The organism is Singulisphaera photorubra (assembly GCF_045290345.1).
In the GTDB taxonomy this organism is placed as follows: Bacteria; Planctomycetota; Planctomycetia; order Isosphaerales; family Isosphaeraceae; genus Singulisphaera.
Genome location: NZ_CP155447.1, coordinates 4,791,291 through 4,815,642, shown reverse-complemented (window position 1 = coordinate 4,815,642; position 24,352 = coordinate 4,791,291). Strand labels below are relative to the sequence as shown.

At 60.9% G+C, this 24,352-nt stretch carries 20 protein-coding genes and 1 tRNA gene; 13 read left to right on the top strand and 8 right to left on the bottom strand.

The genetic code is table 11. The features are described from left to right. Positions 1-104: 104 nt before the first annotated feature. The 3 genes from V5E97_RS18160 to V5E97_RS18150 all read right to left on the bottom strand — a co-directional run bounded on the left by V5E97_RS18160 (position 105) and on the right by V5E97_RS18150 (position 3,120). A complete protein-coding gene (locus tag V5E97_RS18160) occupies positions 105-1,589 on the bottom strand; it encodes a M56 family metallopeptidase (RefSeq protein ID WP_406700696.1) in 1,485 nt (494 codons plus the stop codon). 194 nt (positions 1,590-1,783) lie between these two features. Then, a complete protein-coding gene (locus tag V5E97_RS18155) occupies positions 1,784-2,215 on the bottom strand; it encodes a BlaI/MecI/CopY family transcriptional regulator (protein ID WP_406700695.1) in 432 nt (143 codons plus the stop codon). A 218-nt stretch (positions 2,216-2,433) separates the two neighbouring features. Then, positions 2,434-3,120 carry a uracil-DNA glycosylase family protein gene (locus V5E97_RS18150; protein WP_406700694.1) on the bottom strand — a complete coding sequence of 229 codons (687 nt, stop codon included), beginning with the start codon at positions 3,118-3,120 and terminating at the stop codon, positions 2,434-2,436. 178 nt (positions 3,121-3,298) lie between these two features. On the opposite strand from V5E97_RS18150, the gene cimA reads away from it, so the two are divergent. From cimA to V5E97_RS18120, 6 genes are all read left to right on the top strand, one after another. Beyond that, positions 3,299-4,894, top strand: a complete 1,596-nt coding sequence (cimA, locus tag V5E97_RS18145) for a citramalate synthase (RefSeq protein WP_406700693.1) — start codon at positions 3,299-3,301, stop codon at positions 4,892-4,894. A gap of 28 nt (positions 4,895-4,922) precedes the next feature. Continuing rightward, complete coding sequence (locus tag V5E97_RS18140; RefSeq protein WP_406700692.1) at positions 4,923-5,429, top strand: DinB family protein; 507 nt, start codon at positions 4,923-4,925, stop codon at positions 5,427-5,429. Positions 5,430-5,566: 137 nt separating this feature from the next. Continuing rightward, positions 5,567-8,371, top strand: a complete 2,805-nt coding sequence (locus V5E97_RS18135; RefSeq protein WP_406700691.1) for a valine--tRNA ligase — start codon at positions 5,567-5,569, stop codon at positions 8,369-8,371. A gap of 161 nt (positions 8,372-8,532) precedes the next feature. Continuing rightward, a complete protein-coding gene (locus tag V5E97_RS18130; RefSeq protein ID WP_020466974.1) occupies positions 8,533-8,916 on the top strand; it encodes a bifunctional nuclease family protein in 384 nt (127 codons plus the stop codon). A 19-nt stretch (positions 8,917-8,935) separates the two neighbouring features. Further along, positions 8,936-9,022, top strand: a tRNA-Ser gene (locus tag V5E97_RS18125). A gap of 152 nt (positions 9,023-9,174) precedes the next feature. After that, a complete protein-coding gene (locus tag V5E97_RS18120) occupies positions 9,175-9,507 on the top strand; it encodes a hypothetical protein (protein ID WP_406700690.1) in 333 nt (110 codons plus the stop codon). Between the two features lie 64 nt (positions 9,508-9,571). Here the strand turns inward: V5E97_RS18120 and V5E97_RS18115 are convergent, their stop codons facing one another. After that, positions 9,572-9,757, bottom strand: a complete 186-nt coding sequence (locus tag V5E97_RS18115; RefSeq protein ID WP_406701181.1) for a P27 family phage terminase small subunit — start codon at positions 9,755-9,757, stop codon at positions 9,572-9,574. Between the two features lie 108 nt (positions 9,758-9,865). On the opposite strand from V5E97_RS18115, the gene V5E97_RS18110 reads away from it, so the two are divergent. Then, positions 9,866-10,726, top strand: coding sequence for a formylglycine-generating enzyme family protein (locus tag V5E97_RS18110; RefSeq protein WP_406700689.1), 861 nt, complete (start codon positions 9,866-9,868; stop codon positions 10,724-10,726). A 208-nt stretch (positions 10,727-10,934) separates the two neighbouring features. Next, positions 10,935-12,335 carry an IS66 family transposase gene (gene tnpC / locus V5E97_RS18105; RefSeq protein ID WP_406700688.1) on the top strand — a complete coding sequence of 467 codons (1,401 nt, stop codon included), beginning with the start codon at positions 10,935-10,937 and terminating at the stop codon, positions 12,333-12,335. On the opposite strand, the gene V5E97_RS18100 is transcribed toward tnpC, so the two are convergent. The 3 genes from V5E97_RS18100 to V5E97_RS18090 form a co-directional block, all read right to left on the bottom strand. Further along, positions 12,324-12,734: a hypothetical protein gene (locus V5E97_RS18100; RefSeq protein WP_406700687.1), complete on the bottom strand. Its 411-nt coding sequence runs from the start codon at positions 12,732-12,734 to the stop codon at positions 12,324-12,326. The genes tnpC and V5E97_RS18100 overlap by 12 nt on opposite strands. A 419-nt stretch (positions 12,735-13,153) precedes the next feature. Beyond that, a complete protein-coding gene (locus tag V5E97_RS18095; RefSeq protein ID WP_406700686.1) occupies positions 13,154-14,482 on the bottom strand; it encodes a HEAT repeat domain-containing protein in 1,329 nt (442 codons plus the stop codon). A 128-nt stretch (positions 14,483-14,610) separates the two neighbouring features. Continuing rightward, the gene (locus tag V5E97_RS18090) at positions 14,611-14,766 is read right to left on the bottom strand and encodes a transposase domain-containing protein (RefSeq protein ID WP_406701180.1); all 156 of its coding nucleotides are present in this window, start codon (positions 14,764-14,766) and stop codon (positions 14,611-14,613) included. Positions 14,767-15,264: 498 nt separating this feature from the next. On the opposite strand from V5E97_RS18090, the gene V5E97_RS18085 reads away from it, so the two are divergent. The 3 genes from V5E97_RS18085 (at position 15,265) to lysA (ending at position 20,177) form a co-directional block, all read left to right on the top strand. Next, positions 15,265-15,699 carry a hypothetical protein gene (locus tag V5E97_RS18085; protein ID WP_406700685.1) on the top strand — a complete coding sequence of 145 codons (435 nt, stop codon included), beginning with the start codon at positions 15,265-15,267 and terminating at the stop codon, positions 15,697-15,699. Between the two features lie 2,086 nt (positions 15,700-17,785). Next, complete coding sequence (locus tag V5E97_RS18080) at positions 17,786-17,992, top strand: hypothetical protein (protein WP_406700684.1); 207 nt, start codon at positions 17,786-17,788, stop codon at positions 17,990-17,992. 889 nt (positions 17,993-18,881) lie between these two features. Next, a complete protein-coding gene (gene lysA / locus V5E97_RS18075; RefSeq protein ID WP_406700683.1) occupies positions 18,882-20,177 on the top strand; it encodes a diaminopimelate decarboxylase in 1,296 nt (431 codons plus the stop codon). Positions 20,178-20,513: 336 nt separating this feature from the next. Here lysA and V5E97_RS18070 read toward each other — a convergent pair whose 3' ends face one another. Continuing rightward, positions 20,514-20,987, bottom strand: coding sequence for a DUF420 domain-containing protein (locus V5E97_RS18070; protein WP_406700682.1), 474 nt, complete (start codon positions 20,985-20,987; stop codon positions 20,514-20,516). Between the two features lie 712 nt (positions 20,988-21,699). On the opposite strand from V5E97_RS18070, the gene V5E97_RS18065 reads away from it, so the two are divergent. Next, positions 21,700-22,563, top strand: a complete 864-nt coding sequence (locus V5E97_RS18065) for a 3-keto-disaccharide hydrolase (RefSeq protein WP_406700681.1) — start codon at positions 21,700-21,702, stop codon at positions 22,561-22,563. A gap of 274 nt (positions 22,564-22,837) precedes the next feature. Next, entirely contained in the window at positions 22,838-24,217 is a 1,380-nt protein-coding gene (gene mgtE / locus V5E97_RS18060; protein ID WP_406700680.1) for a magnesium transporter, read from the top strand. Positions 24,218-24,352: the final 135 nt, after the last annotated feature.

Sequence of the window (24,352 nt, the reverse complement as noted above, 5' to 3'; positions counted from 1 at the left end):
ACGGTCAGTCAGCCGATAGGTGGATGCCAAAAGGTGAGAAAGATCTGGCCAAAGTGGCGGGCGGTTCGTGGGCCCGCGGTTGTGGCGGTAGTGCGTCCTCGAATTCACCAGGTGAGGCGAAGGTTGCGGAAATGGACCGGGTAACCAGCGGGGCTTTCGAGAGTAAGCGAGGGCGTCGTCTCGCAATTGGCGCTCGTGAACAGAAGGATTTCATCAAGATGCACTGTGGTTTCAGCGGCCACACGCCGGATCCGAACGCGGTGCCAACCCATCGGGGGGGCAGCGGTCTCGGAACGCGATCCCGGAGCGAGCAAGCGAATTCCAACCACTTTCGTCAAGGGGAGTGAATCCGCATCGGCCCAGACATCCACCCTCAGATCAAATGACGGGGGCAGAGGCAGGGGCAACTCATACACCAAGGGCTGCCCTTCCAGAGCGGCCGTTGTTGGGTTCGCGACCAGCCGTGACATCCGAAATGTGTGGCTCCCTGGTGCGGAAGCCGAGGGCGGAAGCGCTGACGGCGAGGGCAGACCGGAAACGCGTAGCGTCAAGCAAGAACCTGCCATGGTCCCGAGCAGGACGAGGCCCGGCAGCGAACATGCCCACCAGCGCGGGGGGTGAGATTCGAGCGCATATGGGCATTGAACGAGCATCAACACTCTTTGAAAGAGGGCCGAGGTGCTCGCCTGTGGGATGGGTTGCCGTGGCGCTGCCGCCGGTTTCAACTCCGGGTCGCCGCTGGCGATCTTCACGAGGCTTGCCGCGTAGACCTGGAATGGACCGAAAGCCCGGGCCGCTCGACGATCTGCCATGAACTCCTGATCGAGCCGCATCTGAGCCCGAATCCACCAGAGGGGGGGAATGAAGTACCAGAACGCTTGCGCAAGGCCGCTGGCGAGCCCGAACCAGGCGTCCCTACTTTCGGCATGGGCCAGTTCGTGCAAGAGGCTCAATCGGAGCTGTTCGGTCGACTCGGGGAGGTCGAGCTCGATAGGGACCAAGATCGTCTGGCGGAACAGGCCCACGAGGGCAGGGTGTCGAATTCGTGCGCTGACTCGAAATCGAGGCCGACGCCCCCGAATCGGCAGACTCGCATAGAGTTCAGCCGAAAGCGGAGAGACCTCCTCGGAACGCGAAGTCAGCCAATTCAATCCCCAATATCCCAGAAGCAGTAAGGAGAGGGCGGAGGCCGTCCCGGCCAGATAAGTGATGACTAACCAACGAGGGGGCGGCCCAACCAATCCGCGGAGAGGCCGAGGGCCGCCCGAGGACGATTCGACGTCGGCCTGGAGCCCCCCCGATCCGGGAGTTTCCGCATCCAGATGGTGGCGTGCGTGGTAAGCGAAAAATGGGTGGGAGGAAAGGCCCGACTGACGGGCGACCCGATTCAAAGAGATCCGGGGAAAAGGCGCGAGAGCCACCAACGGAATGAGGATCAGGACACTGAGGATCGCCGCCCGGGCGAGGCAAATCCGGCGCACGGGTTGGCGACAACCGATCATCGCCAATGCGACCAAGCTCAGTAGAGCTGTGGCAGAGAGCGATGCGTCAAGAAGCAATTCACCCAGTCGATCGATCCCGTCGGCCATAAAGTGGCCTTTCGAATCGCGTGGAAGGCAGCGAAAATTCCGAGGAATGAACGAGATGCGGCCATCGAGAAGAAATCGTGAGCCCCAACCACTCGACGGCCGCGTCTGCTCGTATCGATTTCGATTGCAGAACGTCCGAGTCGGAGGGAGCGGAGGACCGCTGGTCTCGCAACGAGTGCGGTCGGCTTCGCTCTTCAGAAATCCTCAACGGCTCCCACTTCGGCGGTTTCGGGCTTTGCGGTCGTCTGGCGTTCCGCTTCGTCGATCATGGCCCGGAGTCGGTCGAACTCCGCGGGTGTCGGCGACCGCGAATCGAGTAGAGCCACCATCACCCGATCGAGCGCTCCATCGAAAACCCGGTCGACGAATCGCTTGGTCAGTTCGTGAATCGTCCGATCCGATGATTTCTTGGGGATGTAGATAAAAGTACGCCCCTCGACAACATGGCGGACCAGACCCTTCTTGTCTTCCATGATGTTGAGCAGCGTTTGCACGGTGCTGTAAGCCACCGGCCCCGCCGTCTTGTTGAGGTCGTCCTGAACCTCTCGTACGCTTGCCTTTTCCCGCGCCCACAAGATCTTCAGGATCTCCAGCTCGCGGTCAGTCACCATCTGGACTTTGCGCACGGTGCTTTCCCCCGGGTAAGACGTACGATTGGGATGATCGTTAACGTAACTTAACGCTCAGTATGGCAATCGGCAACCCTAAGCCTATCGGAATTCAGAGTCATTCAACCGAGATTTTTCGGGGAAGTAAACTCGACTTATCTTGAGTGTTCCGATCAGGTTAGGATTTCTGAATCAAGCGAGTTAGCATACCGTCTCCCATCCATGCATGCTGATTTTCAGCCTGGTGAGCGAGCGAGCCGCACCAGTCGTTGGGCCAGGAGTTCGGGAAAACGCTTATACCAACGTGCATTCAGTGGGGACGGGTGGGGTAACGGCAAGAGAATCAAGGTTTTGTGGATCACCCCCTCCTTGGCGGCCAGGGTCAGTTCGCATTCGATCTCCGCCTCGTAGCGATCGTCGCGACTCCAGAACTCCTCGAAGGCGCTGGGGTTCTTGTAGGGGAGAAACCATTGGAACGCTTCGTTGCCGAGAGTGATGACGTGATTCCCTTGCCAGTGAACGCCGAGAAGCTCTGCGATGAATGGCCGGAATCGTTCCTTGACGCTCGTCGTATACGCCTTATTCCCAGGAGGTTTGTAGGGGACCGTGTTCGTCAGGAGGACATCGGAGAGGACTGACTCCAGGTTCCGGTCTGACTTTGGCGGGAGTTCGCCATGGCGCGCCTGGTAAATGCCCGAGCGGACGAGTCGACCCCCTGCGCCGATCAACGGTTGACCCGCGGCCACCTCATCCTTGCCCAGGTCGCGACCGAAGACGCAGGGGGGAGCCGTGAGTGAGCCGGCGAAGAGGATCGGCTGCAACGGATCCTTCCCGGCCTTCTCGTAAATCGGCATATCGATCGGAAAAAGTTCGCGCTTCGCTTCCTGATGGATGGAATCGACCAACTGCGAGATCGTGCGCATGGCGGTCTCTTGAGAGCCTGGAAGATTGGGGGGCGGACGGTGTTGAGTGAACCTGAGCTGCGACGTAGTGTCTGGGTGTCGCCGGTTGGGGGGCTTTCTGCTAAGATTCTAACCTAGTGGTACGACGGCGAAACCGAGAGGAGAGCCTCTCCTCGTTGGGCGGCGAAAAGGGTCGGTCATGACGCGGATTGCGATCTACGATACGACGTTGCGGGACGGCAGTCAGGGGGAGGGGGTCAACTTCTCGCTCCAGGACAAGCTCTTGATTACGACTCAGCTCGACCTGCTGGGTGTCGACTATATTGAAGGGGGCTATCCCCTTTCCAACCCAAAGGATGCCGCCTATTTTCGCGCGGTTCGCGACCTCGACTTGAAGCATGCCCGCGTCACGGCGTTCGGGATGACCCGAAGGCGGGATATTGCCGCCGAGGACGATACCGGGATGAAGGCCCTGGTCGGCGTGTCGATGCCGGCCGTAACGATCGTCGGCAAGAGTTGGGATTTTCAGGTGCTCGAAGTGCTCGGGGTTTCGCTCGCCGAGAATCTGAGCATGATCACCGACTCCGTTTCCTTCTGTGCGGCCCATACTCCCGAAGTTATCTACGACGCCGAGCACTTCTTCGACGGCTACAAGAAGAACCCGGAGTATGCGCTCCGGACCTTGCAAGCGGCCGCGGAAGCAGGCGCGGCCTGGCTCGTCCTCTGCGATACCAATGGCGGCAGCCTGCCGGACGAGGTCGCGAAGGCAGTGGCCGACGTCGTGGCAAACATCAAGGTCCCGGTCGGCATTCACACTCACAACGATTGCGAGCTCGCGGTGGCCAACACCCTGGCCGCGGTGGCCCAAGGGGCCAGGCAGGTCCAAGGGACCATCAACGGCATCGGCGAACGGTGCGGAAACGTCGACTTGTGTAGCGTCGTGGCCAACCTATCGCTGAAGCTCAAAGGCTACGAGGTGCTCTTGCCCGGTAGCCTGACCCATCTCACCGAGGTTTCTCGCTACGTTCATGAAACGGCCAACATGAACTTTCGGCCGGGTCAGCCATTCGTCGGAACCAGTGCGTTCGCCCACAAGGGAGGGATGCACGTCCATGGCATCCGCAAGAACGCGAGCAGTTACGAGCATATCAACCCCTCTCTGGTCGGCAACGAGCGCAGAGTTCTCGTGAGCGAGCTTTCGGGTAAGTCGAATATCTCCGAGAAGCTGGCGGAATATGGACTTGAGCAAGATTCCGCCTTGTTGTCGAAGGTTCTCGACCGGGTGCAGGATCTGGAGAACGAGGGTTATCAGTTCGAGGCCGCCGAGGCGTCGTTCGTTCTCCTGGTGGAGCGACTCGCGGGCCGTGAGACCTCCTGGTTCTCCAGCCTCGGCTATCACGTGAGCGTCGTGGGACGGCCGGAGGGGGCGGCGATCACCGAGGCCACCGTCAAGCTGAGAGCCGGAGACACGGTCGAACACACGGTCAGCGAGGGGGACGGCCCGGTCAACGCCCTCGACGGGGCACTCCGAAAAGCGCTCGAGCGTCATTATCCACGGCTCCTGGAGATGCGGCTCGTCGATTATAAGGTCCGTGTGATCAACGGCCGTGAAGGCACCGCGGCTCGCGTTCGCGTGGTGATCGAGAGTCAGGACGACAACTCGGTTTGGGGGACCGTCGGCGTTTCCGAGAACGTGATCGAGGCGAGTTGGCTCGCCTTGATCGACGCCTTCGAGCACAAGCTCAACAAGGATGCGAACTCGAGTCCCTCGCGGGTTGTCCTGGCTCAGACCTGATCCAATCATCGAACACGCGAGGAGACTGATGGACGCTTTAGCCGCCGAACCGACGCTGGCCACGGTCGTGGACGACGAGTTCACCCGCTATCTTCGCCACCTCGCGTCCCGGGTCGATCGCGCCGTCCGTTGTCTGCCTCGGGAGAAGACCTGGGTCAAGCCCTTCCCGTTCGGCAACAGCATCGGCCATCTCCTTCTCCACCTGACGGGGAACCTGAATCATTTCATCGGCTCGCTCGTCGCTGGAACCGGTTACGTGAGGGATCGTCCGCAAGAATTCACCGACCCTCGTCATGAACCGGCCGAGGCGATCCTTGCCCGGTTTCACGAGGCGGTGGAGTTGACTGTGAAGACGATCCAGGAGCAAGATGCGAGCCGCTTGATGATGCCCGCGCCTGCTCAGATGCCTGTTGAGACCCGGTTCGGCCTCTTCTTGATTTGCATCGCTCACCTGAACAACCACATCGGCCAGATGAGTTACCTTGTCCAGGCCCAGGCCCAGGGCCATAGCACAGAAGAGCCGCCCAGTTGGTGAGACAATCGGGCAACGGTCCGTAACGACATGCTCCTCGGAACGCCTCGAGGGCATCGGCTGGATTTCACGACCGCCATCGTGGAAACTCAGGCCGACCTCATTCGCATCATGTTCCCAATCATGGACCCGAACTTCGCATGAGCACTGCCGACCTGCCCAAGCAATACGACCCTCAAGACGCCCAGCGCCGTTGGTACGACTTCTGGCTCCAAAAGGGTTACTTTCACGCGGATCCTTCGAGTAAGAAGCCCCCTTATACAATCGTCATCCCACCGCCCAACGTCACCGGGGCCTTGCACCTCGGACACGCGCTCAACAATACGCTGCAAGACATCTTGATTCGCTGGAAGCGGATGCAAGGGTACGACACCCTCTGGATGCCGGGGACCGATCACGCCGGGATCGCGACCCAGGCCGTCGTCGAGCGGCGCCTCCTCGAAGAAGAGAAGAAGACCCGACACGACTTGGGCCGTGAAGCGCTGGTCGAACGAATCTGGGCATGGAAAGATGAGTATGAAAAGCGCATTTTGAGCCAGTTGCGGCTCATGGGCTGTTCTTGCGACTGGGAACGCACCCGATTCACTCTGGACGAGCGCTGCGCCCGGGCCGTCCGCGTCACGTTCTTCCGGCTCTTCCAGGACGACAAGATTTACCGGGGGAAACGGCTGGTCAACTGGGACGCCCACTTGCGGACCGCGGTGGCCGACGACGAGATCTACTACGAGGACGTCAAGGGCCACCTCTGGACGATCAAGTATCCGGTCGCCGGCTCAACAACCGGTGAGGCACTTCACGTCGCCACGACCCGTCCCGAGACGATGCTCGGTGACACCGCGGTGGCCGTCCACCCCGATGACCCGCGATATCAACACCTGATCGGCCGATCGGTCTCGCTCCCCCTGACCGGGCGTGAGATCCCGATCATCGCCGACGGCCTCCTCGTCGATCCCAAGTTCGGCACCGGCTGCGTGAAGGTGACCCCCGCTCACGACCCCAACGACTATCAGACCGGCCTTCGGCACGCCTTGCCGATGATCAACCTGCTCAACCCCGACGGTACGTTCAACGAGAATGCAGGAGATTACGCCGGACTCGACCGTCGGGTCGTTCGCAAGCGAGTGGTGGCCGACCTGGAAGCGCAAGGCTTGCTTGAGAAGACCGAGCCCTACGCGACCCGCGTGAACTATTCGGATCGGAGCAAGACTCCGATCGAGCCTTATCTTTCCGACCAGTGGTTCGTCCGCATGGACGACCTCGCCCAGAGTGCCATGGATGCCGTGATCTCGGGCCGGGTCAAGATTCATCCTGAGCGCTACGCGCGGAGCTATCTCGACTGGCTGGGCGAGAAACGCGACTGGTGCATTAGCCGGCAACTCTGGTGGGGGCATCGGATCCCGATCTGGCATTGCGAAGGAGCAACGGAGGCGGACCTTCAACGCGCGTTCGAGGGCCGTACCGACGTGTCGTGGCGCGAGGCGGAGGCCGGGGGCTGGCTCATCTGCGCCGAGACCGATCTCAGTGCCGATGCCTTGGGCCCGCAATTCGAGCTACGGCAGGATCCGGACGTTCTCGACACCTGGTTCAGCTCGGCGCTCTGGCCGCACTCCACCCTCGGATGGCCCGAAGAGACCCCAGAGCTCGAGAAATATTACCCGACCGACGTGCTTTCGACCGCTCGCGACATCATCACGCTCTGGGTGGCCCGGATGGTGATGTTCGGCCTGTTCAATCGAGGTGAGGTTCCGTTCAAGGACGTTTTCATCCACCCGGTGATCCAGGATGGTAAAGGGCAGCGGATGTCGAAGTCGGCCGGCAACGGCATCGACCCGGTCGATATCATCGACCTCTACGGCGCCGATGCGCTGCGGTACACGCTCGCCTACTCGGCCACGGAGACTCAGGACCTGCGGATGCCGGTGGATAAGGCCGAGTTGCCCGACGGCCGGCAAGTCAACACGTCGAAGCGATTCGAACACGGTCGAACGTTTCCGAACAAGTTCTGGAATGCGGCCCGCCTTGTTCTCTTGAACCTGGAAGGCTACGAGCCGGCGCGGGTCGATGTGCGCTCGCTCCCCGTCGAAGATCGCTGGATCTTGAGCCGGCTGAGCGAGGTTCAGGACGCGACTACCCGCGATCTGGAAACGTTCCACTTCGCCGAGGCGACCAAGGGTCTTCGCGACTTCACCTGGGACGAGTTCTGCGACTGGTATCTCGAGTTTGCCAAGGGACGGCTGCGCGATCCCGAATCACGCCCCACCGCCCAGCGCGTCGTCGCGGCCGTCCTCGACGGCCTCTGCCGACTGCTTCATCCAATCATGCCATTCGTGACCGAACAGGTCTGGCAGGCACTCGCGCAGGTGGCGCCGAGTCGCGGACTTCCCGAACCCGGTCTCGCGGCCGAGAGTGTCTGTATTGCCCCCTGGCCGAATTATCCCGATTCGTGGGACGATGCTCAGGCCACGGCCATTGTGGTCGAGAACTGGCAAGGCCCGATCACTGTCATCCGAAACCTGAGGGCTGAGAACAACGTTCCCAAAGAGGCGAAGATTCACCCGATCATCGTCGCCGCCAACGAAGGAGTTGCCGCTCGGGTCCGCCTGGGCGAGTCGTTCCTCAAGGCGATCACCCCGTGTGAGTCAGTGACGATCGTCACCCAGAGCGAGGAGCCTCCGGGAAGCGTGGTTGCAGTCGGATCCGACGTTCGAATCATCCTCCCGTTGGATAATTTGATCGATCTGGAGGCCGAGGCCGCGCGTCATCGCAAATCGCTCTCGGACATCGACCGACAATTGGCCTCGATCCGCAGCAAACTCGGCAATGAAGCCTTTGTGAGCAGGGCGCCTGCCGCTGTTGTCGAGCAGCAGCGGGCGAAGGATGCGGAGCTCGTGACTCAGCGTGAGATGGTCGCGGCGTTACTGGCGAAGGTCGAAGCGAAGCCTTGATCCAAATGGCTGCGTTGACGGGGTCCGCCGCCCTCTTTATTATCATGGAAGAACGCCCGTCGCGAACCGAAGTGAGCAGACCGGCAAGCGCACCGCCGAGGGCGGATGCGGCGGACCCGCGATAAGAGCGCCAGGGGGAGACGACCGCCGTGCCCGTGCAGATGGAACTTACGCGGATCATTATTAACGAGAACAATGAGCAGCAGATCATTTTCCTCAAGGAGGTCGAAGGGGATCGGACCTTCCCGATCGTCATCGGCATCTTCGAAGCGACGAGCATCGACCGCCGCGTGAAGGGCCTTCCCGTTCCTCGTCCCCTGACCCATGATTTGCTCGCCAACACAATTGAGTTGCTCAGCGGAGAGCTGCAAGATATATTCATTAGCGAGCTGCGGGATCACACCTACTTCGCCAAGCTCCGCATCCGCCACAATGGTGAGATCGTCGAGGTCGACTCACGACCGAGCGATGCCATCGCGGTCGCGGTGACCGTAGACGTACCGATCTACGTGGCGGAAGATATCATCGACGAAGTGGGTCACTGACCTCGTTGCAGCGATCCGAGGAGGGGTGCCAGAGTGGCCGATTGGGACGGTCTTGAAAACCGTAGTAGGGTCAAACCTACCGTGGGTTCGAATCCCACCCCCTCCGTTGCAAGCTAAGGACTTACGGCAAACGGCCGGATGTGCCAAGGTTGATAGTTATGGCAGATATCACATAAATCCGCCCTGGGAAAAGCTAGGATAGCCGCCGTAATCGACGGGGATAAGGCGGCCTGTAGCGGCAGGTCCAGGGGACTGGCGATGATCATTTGGAGTGGATTGGGCTTCCTCGTGCCGGTCATCACGTTTCTTTGCCTGCTCGCCACCGAGTTTCTTGTCGAAGCTTCCGCTCATGATGAACGGTACTACCAAGCCAACGGCTGGCCAAAACTCGTGGGTTGTATCATCGCTGCCGTTCTCGTGGGACCAATTGGCCGCTTGCTCAATAGGCGGACTGGAAAGATTCTACTTGATCCAGAAACGGGTAAAGAGGTTGTTGTCGGTCGCAACAATACATTCTTCTTTATACCGATGGAATACTGGGCTCCCCTGCTGATCCTGCTCGGTTTTATTTTTCTGTTTGTTAAAGAATAGAAGGGCGTTCACTCTTTCCTGGAGTGCAAAGCAGTGAACCACAATCGCCACGAAGGCCTCAAAGTCACTTCAAATCCTTCAACGCTGCAGTCGCGATTTTGAGCCATGGAATCGGGCAGGCGTAGCCGGATGACGTTGTGTGCACTTGGCCAGGTTCCTTTACCTTGGCTTCTGTCTCCTGCCACCGTTCCCACCACCGGCAACACAATTCCACGGCGTCGACGCCATTCACGCTCAAGACGCCCGCCATTTCGAGATGGGCAACCTGGGAACTGGTGACGGACTTCATGCGGAAGCATGCGCGGCGGCGAGGCTGATTCGCTCGCGAAAGCGGTTTCCTTCGAGTCGGAGCCCCCCCATGACTCGACTCTCCAAGCTCGTTCTCTGCTCCGCCGTCCTTCTCGGTGCCCCGACGCTCGCCCAGAACGGCACCAGACCCGGCGACGAGCGCCGGATTCAAGGCCTCAAGCTCTGCTGGTGCCCGCCCGGTCGATTCATGATGGGCAGCCCGCCCGAGGAGCCGGGTCACAGGCCCGACGAGGTCCAGGTCGCCGTGAGGATTACCCGCGGCTTCTGGATCGGCAAGTTCGAGGTGACGCAGGGCGACTGGAAACGGATCATGGGCGCGTTACCTGGACCACTGACGGTGGAACTGCCGGAGGGCGACGATCTCCCCGTCGGCAATGTGAACTTCGCCCAAGCGGAGGCCTTCTGCCGCAAGCTGACCGAACTGGCTCGCGAATCGGGCCAACTACCCGCCGGCTGGGAATTCCGCCTGCCCACCGAGGCCCAGTGGGAATATGGCTGCCGGGCGGGGACGACCACGGGCACCGCGTTCGGCGACTCGCTCAGCCGTACGCAGGCGAATTTTAAGGGCAAGCCTTACAACGGCGGGGCCGATGAGGGGCCGGTGCTGGGAGTGGCTGCGAAGGTTGGCAGCTACCCGGCCAACGCCTGGGGCGTCCACGACATGCACGGCAACACCTTCGAGTGGTGCCGGGACTGGTATCACCAGAGGCTGCCCGGCGGCGATGACCCGGATTTGTCCTCGGCCAGCTCGACCACGCCTCTGAATCGGGACGGCACGACTTCCCGGTCACGGCGAGGCGGCGCCTGGACGGACGACGGGTGGCCCTGCCGTTCGGCCTGTCGCCTCCGGTTCGAGCCGGAACGCGGTTACGACCATATCGGGTTCAGGGTGGTGGCGGTGAGACGATAGAGTGAGGATGACCGCCTGCCGCGAAAACACAAAATGTTTTTTCTTTTACATGTTTAGATTTTATGTGGCAATGGTCACTGGCTCGACTCTTGCTTTAAGTATTAAAATTTAAAGACGTTTGTTTTCATTGCGAGACAGAGGCAATACGGGAAGGGTAGCCGTTCACGGGCTCGAATCTTTTGTGCAGTAGACGCGTAGAATCTGCTGTATGAGCCCGCTTTCCTCGATCCCCGAATCGCTCTGGAACACGGTATCACCGGAGGCCCAAACGGCCATCCTGGCTGTAATCGCCTCGTTGGAGAAGCGGATCGCTGACCTGGAGGCGCAGCTCAACCAGAACTCGACCAACTCCTCCAAGCCGCCCTCGTCCGACCCGCCCGCCGTCAAGGTCAAGCGCCGGCCGCCCGCCCCGCCGTCCGGGCGAAGGCGCGGCGGGCAGCCCGGTCACAAGCGACACACCCGCGCACTCGTCCCGCCCGATCAGATCCGCGAGACCTTCGAGATCAAGCCGACCGAGTGCGGCGGCTGCGGCGCCCCGCTGGTGGGCCAGGACCCCGGCCCGGTCCGGCACCAGGTCGACGAGGTCCCGCCGATCCGCCCCGACGTCGACGAGTACCGCCTCCACCGGCTGACCTGCCCCGACTGCGGGGCCACGACCCGCGCGGCACTCCCACCGGGTGTGCCGACCGGTCCGTTCGGCCCCCGGCTACGAGCGATCCTGGCGATGTTCGCCGGCTCGTACCGACTGGCCAAGCGGCCAATCCGTCAGTTGGCCTCCGACCTCTTCGGCCTGGACATCTCGCTGGGCATGATCTCGAAGTTGGAGCGGCAGGCCGCCGAGGTGCTGGAGCCGGTCGTCGCCGAGGTGGCCGCCGCGATCAAGGCGGCCCCGTCGGCCCACATCGACGAGACCTCGTGGACCGAGGCGAACGAGAAGGCATGGCTGTGGGTGGGCCGGACCGAGGACCTGACCGCCTTCACGATCGCCGACAACCGGGGTGCGGACGTGGCCCGGTCGATCCTCGGGACCGACAAGACGAAAGTTGCCATCAGCGACCGGTTCCCGAGCTACGACTGGATCGAGCGGCGCCAGTATTGCTGGTCGCACCTTCGCAGAGATTTTCAGGCGATGATCGATCGCCGGGACGACGGGTCGGCGATCGGCTCGGAATTGCTCGGGGCCTCGGACCGGCTGTTCCACTGGTGGCACAAGTACCGGGACGGGGCAATGGCCTGGAGCACGTTCCTGGGCTACGCCCGGCCGATCCGGTGGGGCGTCCGGCAGGCGCTGGAACGCGGCTCGGCGTGCGCCGGCGAGAAGACGGCGGCGACATGCCGGAGCTTGCTGGAGGGTGAGGAGCACCTGTGGACCTTCCTGCGGGTCCGGGGGATCGAGCCGACGAACAACGCGGCCGAGCGGGCGCTGCGACACGCCGTGTTGTGGCGGAAGTCCAGCGGCGGCACGGCGAGCGAGTGGGGCAGCCGGTTCGTAGAGCGGGTCTTGAGTGTCGCAGCTACCTGCCGGCAGCGAGGCCGGAACGTCCTGGAGTACCTGGCGGCTTGCTTCCGGGCGCGGGTGATGAGTGAGCCATCGCCCTCACTGCTGTGAACCCGTGTCGCAATCCTTTTCTCGCGAGGCAAGCCCCCCCGGTCTCTCTCTCACCACCAGTTGGTAGAGCCGGAGGTATTTGGGCCGGAGTCGTCGCTTCGCCTCTTCGACCGCCTCCTCCGAGGGCCCTCCGGCCAAGAACGGCCTCGGGCACGGCATGAAGTCCACCGGCTCCAGAAACGTCCGGACGTAGTCCGCGTACGGGGCAGCGACGCCGGCCGGGACCGTCGCAACGCACGCCGGGATGTCGTCGATAGAGCCGTAGACGGCTCCCAGCGTCACGTTGGAGGCATACTCCTCGAAGGTGATCCGACCCGCGTTCAAGAACTTGGCCAACTTGCGACACCGGGTGACGGACTCGCTGGGTGTCGAGTGGTCGAGCGACGGTGGTGTTTCCATGATCTCGATATAACCGCCGCGCGGTCCACCATCAATCTTCTACCGTGAACGCCTACCGGGAAGGAGTTTAATTCAACGACCCGCCCTAGAGCGAGGAATTCCCTCGTTCCACGGTCCCCCGTGGGAATGCCGTCCCCGACGCTCTGAGGTTGTGAAATTTTCATGGCCCGTTCCCGCTATTGAGCCTCAGATCATGGCCGACGGGCTTCAACACGGACTTGAGACTCATTAGGGATATTGAAATAGTGTACGTACGAATTTTCCTGTCAGTTGTCGTTTGAGATATTCACAGTCTCTCTGCGTCTCATGTATGGAGTACGAAGAGCCGCAGAGTGGTGGGGACGGTATTCCTGCGGAGGACCGTGGGAACGAGACTTCGCTTAGCCGGTGGTGATCCGCAAGTCGCCTCGACGTTTCGCTCAATCGGCGCGGATTCGCTTCACGGCTTCTTGAATCGCTTGGCGGGAGGCCGCATCGGGATTGTCGCGGTCCATCGTGTTCAATTCTTCGAGGGCCGGTCGAGCCGCGGGGCCGATACGACCAAGAACGTAAATGACCCTCTGCCGCGTCTCAGGGGATGCACGGCTCAACGTCATCCGAAGGGATGGCAATGCTGCCGCGGCTGAGGCGCCGTACTTCGAGAGAACCACGGTGGCTTGCTGTTGAATGAAGTTCTCCGACGAGTCCCGCAGCAGCGCCGCGATCGGCTCGAGTAGCGCCTGGGCTTCGGAGGAGTCGGAGTCGATGGTGACGATCGCGTCGGCTGCCTCAAGGGCCGAGTTCCGGGGATCGGCAAGTTCGCGTTCAGCTGCCTTCGCAAGCGCCGGCAGTGCGGGGCGTGCGAGGGGCCCGAGCTTGGCCAGGGCCCTGGGGATGGTTCGGCGGAGGACGAAGTCGTCCGGGTCCATGGCGTCCACCAATGACGGGATCGTTGCCACAGGCGGAGCGGGCAGGCTCCCGAGTGCCCATCCAATCGCGGAGCGCTCCTCGCGGCTGGAGGCGACCCCGAGCTGGTGTAGGAGCAAGGGGTAAGTCAGGTTGGGATTGGGCCAACCGAGGGCGAGGCTGCTGGCGGCCGCTGCTCGTACCTCGGGCGCCACGTCGTTCTTCATGACCGAGATGACAGGAGCGGCATCCTCGCCAGTCGCGGGGGCGATCCGTGCGAACGTCCGGACCGCCGCGATTCGGACCGCGGGATCGGGATCGTTCAGCAACTGGAGAAGCGGCGCCAGTGCTCGCCCGTCCTTCGTTCCGATCGTCACGTTGGTCCGCAGACCGCCGGAGGCAGCCGATGGGATCGACACCGTGTCGTGGAGCACTCCCAGGGCGACGACAGCCTCGAGGCGGACCTCTGTTCGTTGGTCGCCGAGGGCCCGGACGAGTCCTCGCGTACCGCGGTCGAGCTCCTCGGACACGGCTCCCATCCGAGCCACCACGCTGCCTCGAATGGCGGAGCCGAGGGAGCGGGCGGCGGCCTGCCGGACCTTCCAGTCCTCGTCGTCGAGCGACGCAAGCAGGCGGGAAACGACGCGGCCGAGGTCGTTGGCATTGACCGAGGCGAGGTTCTCGACGGCGATCCGCCGACTGGTCGCGTCTGCTGCTTGAAGTGCGCTGATATGGAGCCCGGTCAGAGACTGCTGAACAGTGCGGTTTTCAAGATGGTACAGCCAGGCCGCGAGTATCAAGCCCACGACCGCGACCACGAGCATCATCCGCCGCACCGTGAACCGAACGCGAGGCAATCGCATGGCACACGCTCCGAGGGCTTGACCGGGATAATTCGACTGGGCATAACCGTCACGACTTGCCGTCGCAGTATGCGTTCGAGACTAGCCAGGCGCAAAGGATTCCACAACGGCTCTGTGGGGTTCGCCGGCTACGAAGCAACCTTGCGCCGTGCCTGAGGATGCGCTTCCGACCAAACATCGGGCAAGAGCTCGCCAAGCCGATCCGTCGGGTGGCTTGCCAGCCGCTCCAGGACGTCTTTCAGGTACGCGAACGGATCGACGTGGTGACGCTTGCAGCTCGCCACCAGGCGATACAAAGGTCGCAGCCGTCCTGCCGCATCTGTCTCTTCCGACGCGTCGGGGACGGCATTCCCACGGGGGACCGTGGGAACGAGTAGCAGGAGGCTTCCTAGAGCGGTTTACGATCGCATTGCGCACGGTGGAGGAAAACGGGGACTGGCTCCCGGCCCGCTCCATGCTCGGCTTTTCCGGACGACCTGGCGGCCGGGTGCCTGTCCCCATTTTCCGGGCCGTCACGGGCGGCCTCGGCGGAAAGGGGGACAGGCACCTCCGCTGCGCTCCGGAGCCAGTCCCCGTTTCCGCACGTGCTCCTGAGTCTTGAGACCAACCACCGTGCGCAACGCATCCGCAAACCGATCTAGCCCTGTATCGGGTCGTTGTTTTCATTGTCGCTGGTCATCTTCGTTCATCTTGTCGTGTTCACAGGCCTACGGTAGCCTCGGCTTAATCGGTTAAATGTCAGATGTGCCGACCGGATCCGGTGAGCGATGAGGCGACTACGGATGAAAACGCGATGGTGGATGGTTGTGGTGGCGATCGTGCCCCTGCTTTCCGAAGGATGTGGAAATCTCGAAGAATTTCCGAACCCTGAATCTATCTTCGAATCAACCTTTAACGCGCCACCCGGGCCAAGCATCTCACTCCTTCAGGCATATGGGAGAGGCTTCCGAGACAATGGGGCGTGCTACCTGCGGTTCAAGGCGTCTTCGGCGACTTTTGCCTCACTAACAGCCAAGGGGTTTACGCCGATCTCCCAGGCAGATTTTAAGGCCAAGATTCGGAGTGGCTCCATTTCCGGACCGACCCCTTCATGGTGGAATCCTCTCAAGGATGCACCGTCGATTTTCCTTGATTCGGGGTCGTTCCACCCAACCTTCTCTAGCGGACAGGCGATCGCAGCCTATGATCCGAAGTCACAGATCGTCAACTTCTATTGAGATGGCATCGACTGAATCAATCGCTCATCGCTGACTCCCTGCCGCCACCGAACCGCCCGAACTCAAGTAACCCCGAGACCCCATGCGGCTTCCTCGGCTCACATCGAAATGTCTGACGGTCTTGGCGGCAACCGACGAGTCCGCGCTCTCGTCAGCAGCGAACCGGGCGGAGCGAAGCTCACGGGCACTTTTGGTTATCCAGTGAGACGAGGCGAGGCGAAACGGCGTCCCTCCCCCAGCCAATCATGGCCAGCCGAACGACCCGTCCACCTATCGGGGTTGCGTAGGCACCACGCCAGGCGTGGGCCCACGTAACGTTGAGAATCCCCTTCGAGAAATTCGCGCGGCTCAGTGTGGACGTCGGCCCGTACGATCCATAAACAAGCCCGGCCGGGTTCTTCCGTTGGAGTTCCGTGCGGAACCATCTTCCGTCGACTGAAGAGGTAACCACCCCCATGATATCCAACCTCGACGAAGGAGGGTCGGTGGATATCATATTTAGTAATGCGGAACTCTTGAGTTTTTTGCCGCCTACTGCGAACGTCATCCTCGGACTGTCGGAATGCGGGGGATCGAACGGCCGCGTGTAAGTGGCTGTGCCGCCCCAAAAATCGCCCGGCTTCGCGTTAGGGGCGTACGTCAATATGCGATTGGAGCGGCGCGGGCCGCCGTGATGTGACCGATCGCGAGCCAGAGGGCCGCCGTGTGCAAGAAGACAACGAAAGAGCGGGGGGGCCAGCCATTGACATCTGATCTTCGATGATTCAGAACGGGATGCGTGCACCTCTGGAGATCATCGCCAAAGCCGGTGTGGCTTTCTCTCCATTACCGTCTGAAGCAAGACACAACCGGGCACCAAGGATGAGACGATGCGGAGTCGTACTTTCGACCCATCATTTCGTGCCACTGGTTTCGTGCCGCCCTACGCTTATCTCTGACGATTATCGCGCTGCCTAATTCTTCGGGCCGGCCGTTGATGGTCATCGCGTAATGGAAATCAGCCATTGCATGGAACCTTTGACTTCGATTCCATAACTCAATCCCCGATCCGAGAATTGTCGCCACGAGTACCACTGCGATCATCAGGGCTCGGATGGTGAACCGCACGCGTGGTATTCGCATCATCTCGTCTCCAGTCGCGCCGATGGTCCCCAGCGAGGATCACATGGCACGCAGAGCGTTGTATTTGGCGGTCCAGTGAGCCGACCGACTCGATCCCTCTCCCAGTTTACCCGTCAGCTTGTCCCGATCCCAGACACGCAGTCGCCTTAGATTGGCTGATCTATCGGACGCGACGGCCAGAATGGATCGAACGAGGTGACTGCCCAGGTTCGGCATCAGGACGTTGATGATTGCGGTAGCGGTCGTTGCTCACGCCTTCTGGGGCTGAAAGATGATGTGCATGTCACTCAGTTACCAACGTCGCGCCAATAAGTACATGACGAGCCTGTTGAGAGTCGAGTCACCAGGGAGCCGTAATGGACGGAAGCTTCTCCCGACAAAACACGACAGGTGGGCCAGCAATATGACGAACAAGGATCGTCGAGCCGCTCGCTCCCCTTGGCTTCCCGTCCCGCCCGATCCTCCTGAACCTGCATGACTTCAACGCTTCCATGCCACCCGTCATCCCTGGATTCCCGTGGCTCCCAATCCGCTTGGATTTGAGTAAGGCCAGAGCCTTTGAGCGACTTTCACCGCTCAGAACTCGGCTGCTGAGGACCGCGAGGGCGAATCAGTCGGCACTCCGAGTGGTACTTTTGCCGACTACAGGATGTCTCTACCACCGAAGTGGCACCAAAAGTGCAGCACTCCCTACCACCGAAGTGGTACCAAGAGAGTGTCAGTCCTTACCACTGAAGTGGTATCAAAAGTGCGGTAGTGGAGTTCAGGGAGGCGGATCCGGTCTGGCCGTGGCGGCCATGCCAATCCTGACCCGGCGGTCCGCAGCATCACGCGTAGCTTCTCGGTGATCTTGCCGATCTTTGGCAGGATGTGGAGCCGCCGCCTGATCCTCATAATTGGGATGGGCAAACTCATCGTGAGGCTGCCTGGACACCAATGATTCGTTGCTTCAGGAGGGAAACTCATGAAACGTTCTCTTTCATCAGCCCTGATCCTCGGACTTCTCGTGTCCCCCGTGATCGGCCTAGTGGGCTGCGGCCAAGAGTCGAAGGTGGAGAAGGTGGAAACCGTCTCGGGGCCGGGTGGGACGACCACCACAAGTTCGGAGGTCAAGGTCGAATCAACTGGCGAGAATCCTCCGCCCAACTCTGCAGGCCAGACCGTCAAGTGAGAAGGTTCTGCTTCACGAAGATTTCATTTTAGCAGCGGATTCATCTGTCATGCCCGAGTTCAAAAAACGCGTGGATGGCAACGTGAGCCCGGCGTCTGCATCACCGTCCAAGGGATCGGCCGGTTCGGAAACCGGCCGATCCCTTAACAAAGTGCCCGATGATCATGCGAACAACGAACCCATGATGCCGGAGAAAGTGAAACCGCCTCTGCTGAAATGGACCTCAATGGTCCAGGTCACTCGGCCCGGATTATTGTGATGCTGTGACCCTACTCACCTGATTAAGAAGGTCGACATGCCCGTGAGGATGACCATCGCCACTCACTCAGGGGATCGTGGCTTGCTTGACTTCGCCAGTGTCTTGAACGCCAGCGGTTGTAGTCGGCCGCCCCGGTGATGGAAACCGTAGTAGGGGCTAACCTAACGCGGCTTCGAATCCCACCCTTTTGTTTCAACTCCCAGTGTAAATCAACGTTCACTTCGGAAGTCAGTTCGACGATCTCGCGAAGACCGACGTGAACGGCGGATGACTGCCAGAGAGGTGACCACCATTCCGGCGAGAGTCAGAGGATCAACGTCCTTTGAGGTTGCCGTCGATTTCTGAGCCTCCCTCGTCGCGAGCACAGTTGAAGCGATCCAACGACTCGAAGTCATCGGATCCCGCTGTGATCTCTCTCCCGATTTGAGGTAAGCCATCGAGAGGGCGGCCACGGCAATCAATGCCACGAGGGAGCGTAGCCGGAATTGTCTTATCCGCACGGGAGCCTTCCTGACTGCTTTTGAAGTCATTGGCAAGACCAACTTCATTCGTTAATCTTAGACGGTTCCGACGGGTCGATCCAGGACTCCACGGCCCGCTGTCTATTCACGAGTGAGACGACCCAAGACGATGGCCGCCACAACCGCGTTCTCCGACCTGCGACATGAGATCGCCGGTGTTCCCATCCTCGACATTGCCCGCCGGTTCGGGACGCCTACGTTTATCTACGAATCCGCGTTGATCCAGCAGCGGATCGATGATTTACGGGCGTTCGATACCATTCGTTACGCCCAGAAGGCCAACTCGAACCTGGCCGTGCTCGACCTGGTCCGCCGTCACGGCGTCCTGGTGGATGCGGTTAGCGCCGGCGAGATCGGCCGGGCACGAGCGGCCGGATACGTGCCGGCTGGTGATCCGCCGCCGATCGTTTACACGGCAGACATCTTCGACCACGAGTCGCTCGACCTGGTGGTTGAACAAGGGATTCACGTCAACTGCGGCTCGCCCGACATGATCGCCCAGTATGGCGAGCGCGCGCCCGGCCGTGAGATCACCCTGCGAATCAACCCGGGGTTCGGGCATGGCCACAGCCAGAAGACGAATACGGGGGGCGAGCAGTCCAAGCACGGGATCTGGCATGATCAGGTTGGCGACTGCCTTGCACTTGCCGCACGGCATGGTTTGAAGATCGCCGGCCTGCACATGCATATCGGCTCGGGAACCGACCTGGAGCACCTGTCGCAGGTCTGCGGGGCCCTCGAGCGCGTTGCGCTCACGATCGGCACGACGATCACGACCATCAGCGCGGGCGGAGGACTGCCGACCCCGTATCGCACGACCGACCAGACCGTCGACATTGCCGCCTACTACGAACTCTGGGATGCAACACGCCGCCGGCTCCAAGCGGCCTTCGGTCACCCTGTTCGGCTCGAAATCGAGCCAGGTCGCTACCTTGTGGCGGAGAGCGGCTACCTTGTGGCCGAGATCCGTGCCGTCAAGCGGATGGGATCGAACACGTTCTACCTCCTCGACGCCGGCTTCAATAACCTGGCCCGCCCGATCCTCTATGGCGCTTACCACCCCATGTCGATCGCACCTGCCGATGGGGCGACCGACCGTGACAGGCAGGCGGTGGTCGTCGGCGGCCCACTTTGCGAGTCGGGCGATATCTTCACGCAGACCGATGGCGGTGTCGTCGGCTCCCGAATGCTCCCGATCGCCAAGGTGGGCGACTTCCTGGTCATCGAGCGAGCCGGTGCCTACGGTTTCACCATGGGATCGAACTATAACTCGAAGCCCATGGCTGCCGAGGTGATGATCGACCCCAACGGCAATACTCACCTCGTCCGCAGTCGCCAAACGTTCGAGGACCTGATCCGGGGCGAATCGATCCCGGCCGTTGACGCCAAGTCCCCCTCGCTCTGAGATTAGGGAGTTCCGATCGATCGGCTCCGTACCGCCCAAAGCGAGAACCGTCCATCACCCAGGGCACGCGTCCTGATGAATATCCGGCGACGGTGCATCCCCTTGATTCTTCCCAGCACCCACCCCCGCCACGGCAGGGGTGGGTGCATGGTTGCGGGCTGACTGGAGAACGGTCCGGGAATCGATCGAGGTACTCAGATCGTTCCCAAGCGGCGAATGGGAACCGACGATCCGAGGGGGGCATTTTACTCGTCGAGGCTCAACAGTCTGGCCCGCTCGGGCGGCGATTCCACCCGAGACACGTTCCCACGGGCCGGGTCGGGCCGGCTTCCTGGCTCAGGCGACGAACCCGAGCCAGTAGAGCCAGACTCCAGAAACTGCCGTAAAGACGGTGCCGGCGAAGACCCAGTAGCCTCGTCGCTTGTGTGCGGCCGTGAATAATTGAGGATGGAGGTCCATTCGGACACGCCAAGCGCTCAAGACCAGGTAGCACCAGAGGCTGAAGCTGAGCACGGCAATCAGCACGTGAGTGCGCAACAGCCACTTGAGTAGCGAAGAGCCGAGGTACGGGCTCCCGGCCAGAAACGCCTGTGTGCCCCCGCTCGCCCGAATATCCAGTTCGAAGAGCACGACGGCCACCAGAAGAAGCCCGAGCAGGGCGGTCTGCAGATTGCGGTGTCGAGTGTATTGTCCGCGCCGGGCGAGCCAAACGGCCCACAGGAACAGACCCGGCGTCAGGACGATGGCGACGACGACTGCATCCATCAGCAGATCGCCTCGAGTCCCGAGAAAACCAGCCGGAATGTGCATTCACTAACCCCTTCAATTTGACTGCCGCTTCACGATCAAGCTCAACGGGACTGCCCGCCGAGAGAATACCCTGATGCTACAAAAGACGCGGCGGTGGGCCGGGTTCGCCAAGGCGCGAGGTCGGCAGTTGCACGCGACGACACGCCGCTCCCAACGATGCCGGCACCTCGAATTCGAGTGAACCCAGTCCTTATTAGCATCACGAGAGACGTCACGAAGAACAAGTCCGATCCCGTGATCCCGAGCCAGTCATTTCCAATGGAGCAGGGGGCTTGTAGTCAGCAAGAAGAACAGTGCACATAATATTAATGTTGTGTTTTAATTAAAATGAGAAGATTCGTCGATTTGTATGGCGGCCCGTGGAACCCGTCCGGGGCTTGACGGTGACCACTTCATTTCATGACAGTTCGCACACTCAGTGGCTCGAGGCGCACAGGGGCGTTCTGGCCAAGTCGGCGTCGGGGAGGATTCAAAAAAGGATCAGATCGATCGTGGTCGGCCTCGGCCTCGGAGTGTGCCTGGCGGTTGTCCCGACTCAGGCTGCGTTGATGAGTTCCTCACGCCCCTCGAGCATTCTGGTGACCGGAGAATTCTTCGCCCTTTGGGGCCAAGCTTCTCCGGAAATTTGGAGACTTTGAGGGTGAGATGTGCGGAAATTGAGTGAGCGAAATCGTCGCGACTTCGACCTCTCGCCCGTGGAGCCAGACTCACCATGCCAGAACCGACCCGCCGCTCGGCTCTCACCGCCCTGACCTTCGGTCTTGGCCTCGGCCTTGGGGGGAAACTCCCATTCGGCGCCTTGCCCTGTTTCGCTCAAAACGGTCGCGCATCGTCCGATGGGTGGCGGCCGCTGTTCAACGGGAAGGACCTTTCCGGCTGGACCGATCGCGTCCCCACGGCGAAAAAGGTCTGGGTTGTCTGCGACGATGTCAGGCTCGATCCCGCCGATCCCTCGCGGCTCCTTCCGATCGGGGGAGGCGGCGGGCCCGGCGCTGTGATGCTGTGCGGCGACGACGGGCGTGGGTCCGACCTCATGACGACCGAAAATTACGAAGACTATGAGCTGCACGTCGAGTTCACCGTGCCCAAGGGAAGCAACTCGGGCGTCTATAACCGCGGCCTTTTTGAGGTCCAGGTCTTCGACAGCTATGGGGTCAAAACACCCTCGTTCCACGACTGTGGCGCCCTCTACGAACGCGCGTACCCGAAAGAAAACCTCGCCAAGCCTCCCGGCGTCTGGCAGTCCTACGACATCAAACTCGTCGGCAAACGGCTCACGCTCGTTTGGAACGGGAAGACCGTCTATTCGGACCACGACGTTCGTTACGGTGAGACCGACCGTGAAGCGTTCGAACGACTCAGGCAGGAAAGCATCGGTAAGCCGCCCGAACTTCAAGTCAAGCTCCGCGAGGAAAAGGGCAAATTCGTCGGTTACTTCGGCGAAGGGGGGACCCGCGCCGGTCTGGATGGTCCCGACCGCCCCGGCCCAATCCTCCTCCAGGGCGACCACGGGCCGGTCGCTTACCGAAACCTGCGAATCCGACCCATCGTGCCCAAACCGGATCAGACCGAGTAAGATTTGGCGCATGGACACGAGATAAGGCCGGCCAAGAGATCAGGTGGTGTTGCCGTTTCATTCCCGAATGGCCACCACCTTACGTGCTTCTAGAGAATTCATAATATGAAAAACAGTGTAATTACTTTTATTTGTAGATCTATGAAATTAATTCGGAATGCGAGCGGCAAAATTTGTTGAAATGGTTCCCGCGAGGTTGAAGGCGGAAGGTCCGTCCCTCAATTCCAGAGCCATCCGACGGCAAATCCCTTTTAGGAAGAACGAGTCTCCTGAAATGCTGGGAAAGCTGGCCTTGCCGGAAGTCCGAGAGCTGATTGATGTTGGGGATTTCGAAACCCTGACCGAGGTGCTTAACCGTTGGCTCCCCGCTGACCTCGCCGAACTCCTCAACGACCTGAGTCCGAGCGAGCATATCTCGATTTTCAGGGGCCTGACGCCCCCGCTCGCTGCATCGACCTTTGAATATCTCGATCTGACGACTCAAGAACGGCTGCTGGAGTCACTCCCGGAAGCTGCCTCAGCGGCCATCGTCAACGACATGGCCCCCGACGACCGGACGGCTCTGCTCGCGGAGTTGCCCCAGGAGTTGGCCGGCCGATTGCTTGCATTACTGACCCCGGAGCAGCGTGCAGTTGCAGAGCGACTGCTGAACTACGGCGAAGAAACGATCGGCCGCTTGATGACGCCGGACTACGTCGCGGTCAGGAAAGAGTGGACGGTCAGGCGGGTGCTTGATCATGTTCGTACGCATGGCAAGGACAGCGAGACGCTCAACGTCCTCTATGTCGTCGATGACCAGGGCAAGCTCGTTGACGACATCCGGATCCGGGAACTACTGCTCGCGCCGCTGCACTCGAACGTCCGCGATATCATGGACAATCAGTTCGTTGCCCTCAGCGCGACGGATGACAAGAAGGATGCGGTCGAAGTCTTTCGCAAGTATGACCGCACTGCCTTGCCCGCCGTCGACTCGCGCGGCGCCCTTGTGGGGATTGTAACCATTGATGACGTCCTGGACGTGGCAGAGGAGGAGGCCACGAAGGAGATTCAGCGGTTTGGTGGGTTGGAGGCCCTTGACGAACCCTACATCGCCACGCCCTTCTTCGCCCTGGTGAAGAAGCGTGCCTCCTGGCTCATCGTCCTTTTCTTGGGCGAAATGCTCACCGCGACCGCGATGGGCTTCTACGAAGGGGAGATCGAGAAGGCGGTTGTCCTGGCACTGTTTGTCCCGCTCATTATCTCGAGCGGAGGTAACTCGGGCTCCCAGGCTGCGACCCTCATCATTCGGGCTCTGGCCTTGGGAGAAGTCAAGCTTCGCGACTGGTGGATTGTGATGCGTCGCGAGCTCGCGTCCGGCCTCTTACTCGGGGCGATTCTCGGGACGATCGGCTTCTTGAGAATCGCCGTGTGGAGCGCTTTCTCCCGGATGTATGGGCCGCATTGGGCCCTTGTGGGCCTCACTGTCGGCGTCACACTTCTCGCGATCGTAATGTGGGGCACTCTGGCAGGATCGATGCTTCCGTTTGTTTTGAAGCGTCTGGGATTTGACCCAGCCACATCCTCGGCGCCCTTCGTGGCCACGCTTGTAGACGTCACAGGCCTGATCATCTACTTCACCGTCGCCGTGTTTGTTCTCCAGGGAACCCTTCTGTAAGCCTCAGCGTTCGAGCCAATTGCCAGGTAAGCCGGTCAGGCCGCCCTCCGTCAGGACGTCGAAGATCTCAAGTGAGATCGGCCCTGTCGCCTTGAAGTGGGCGTGTGAGAAGTCGGACGCAGTGAGTTCGCCCGT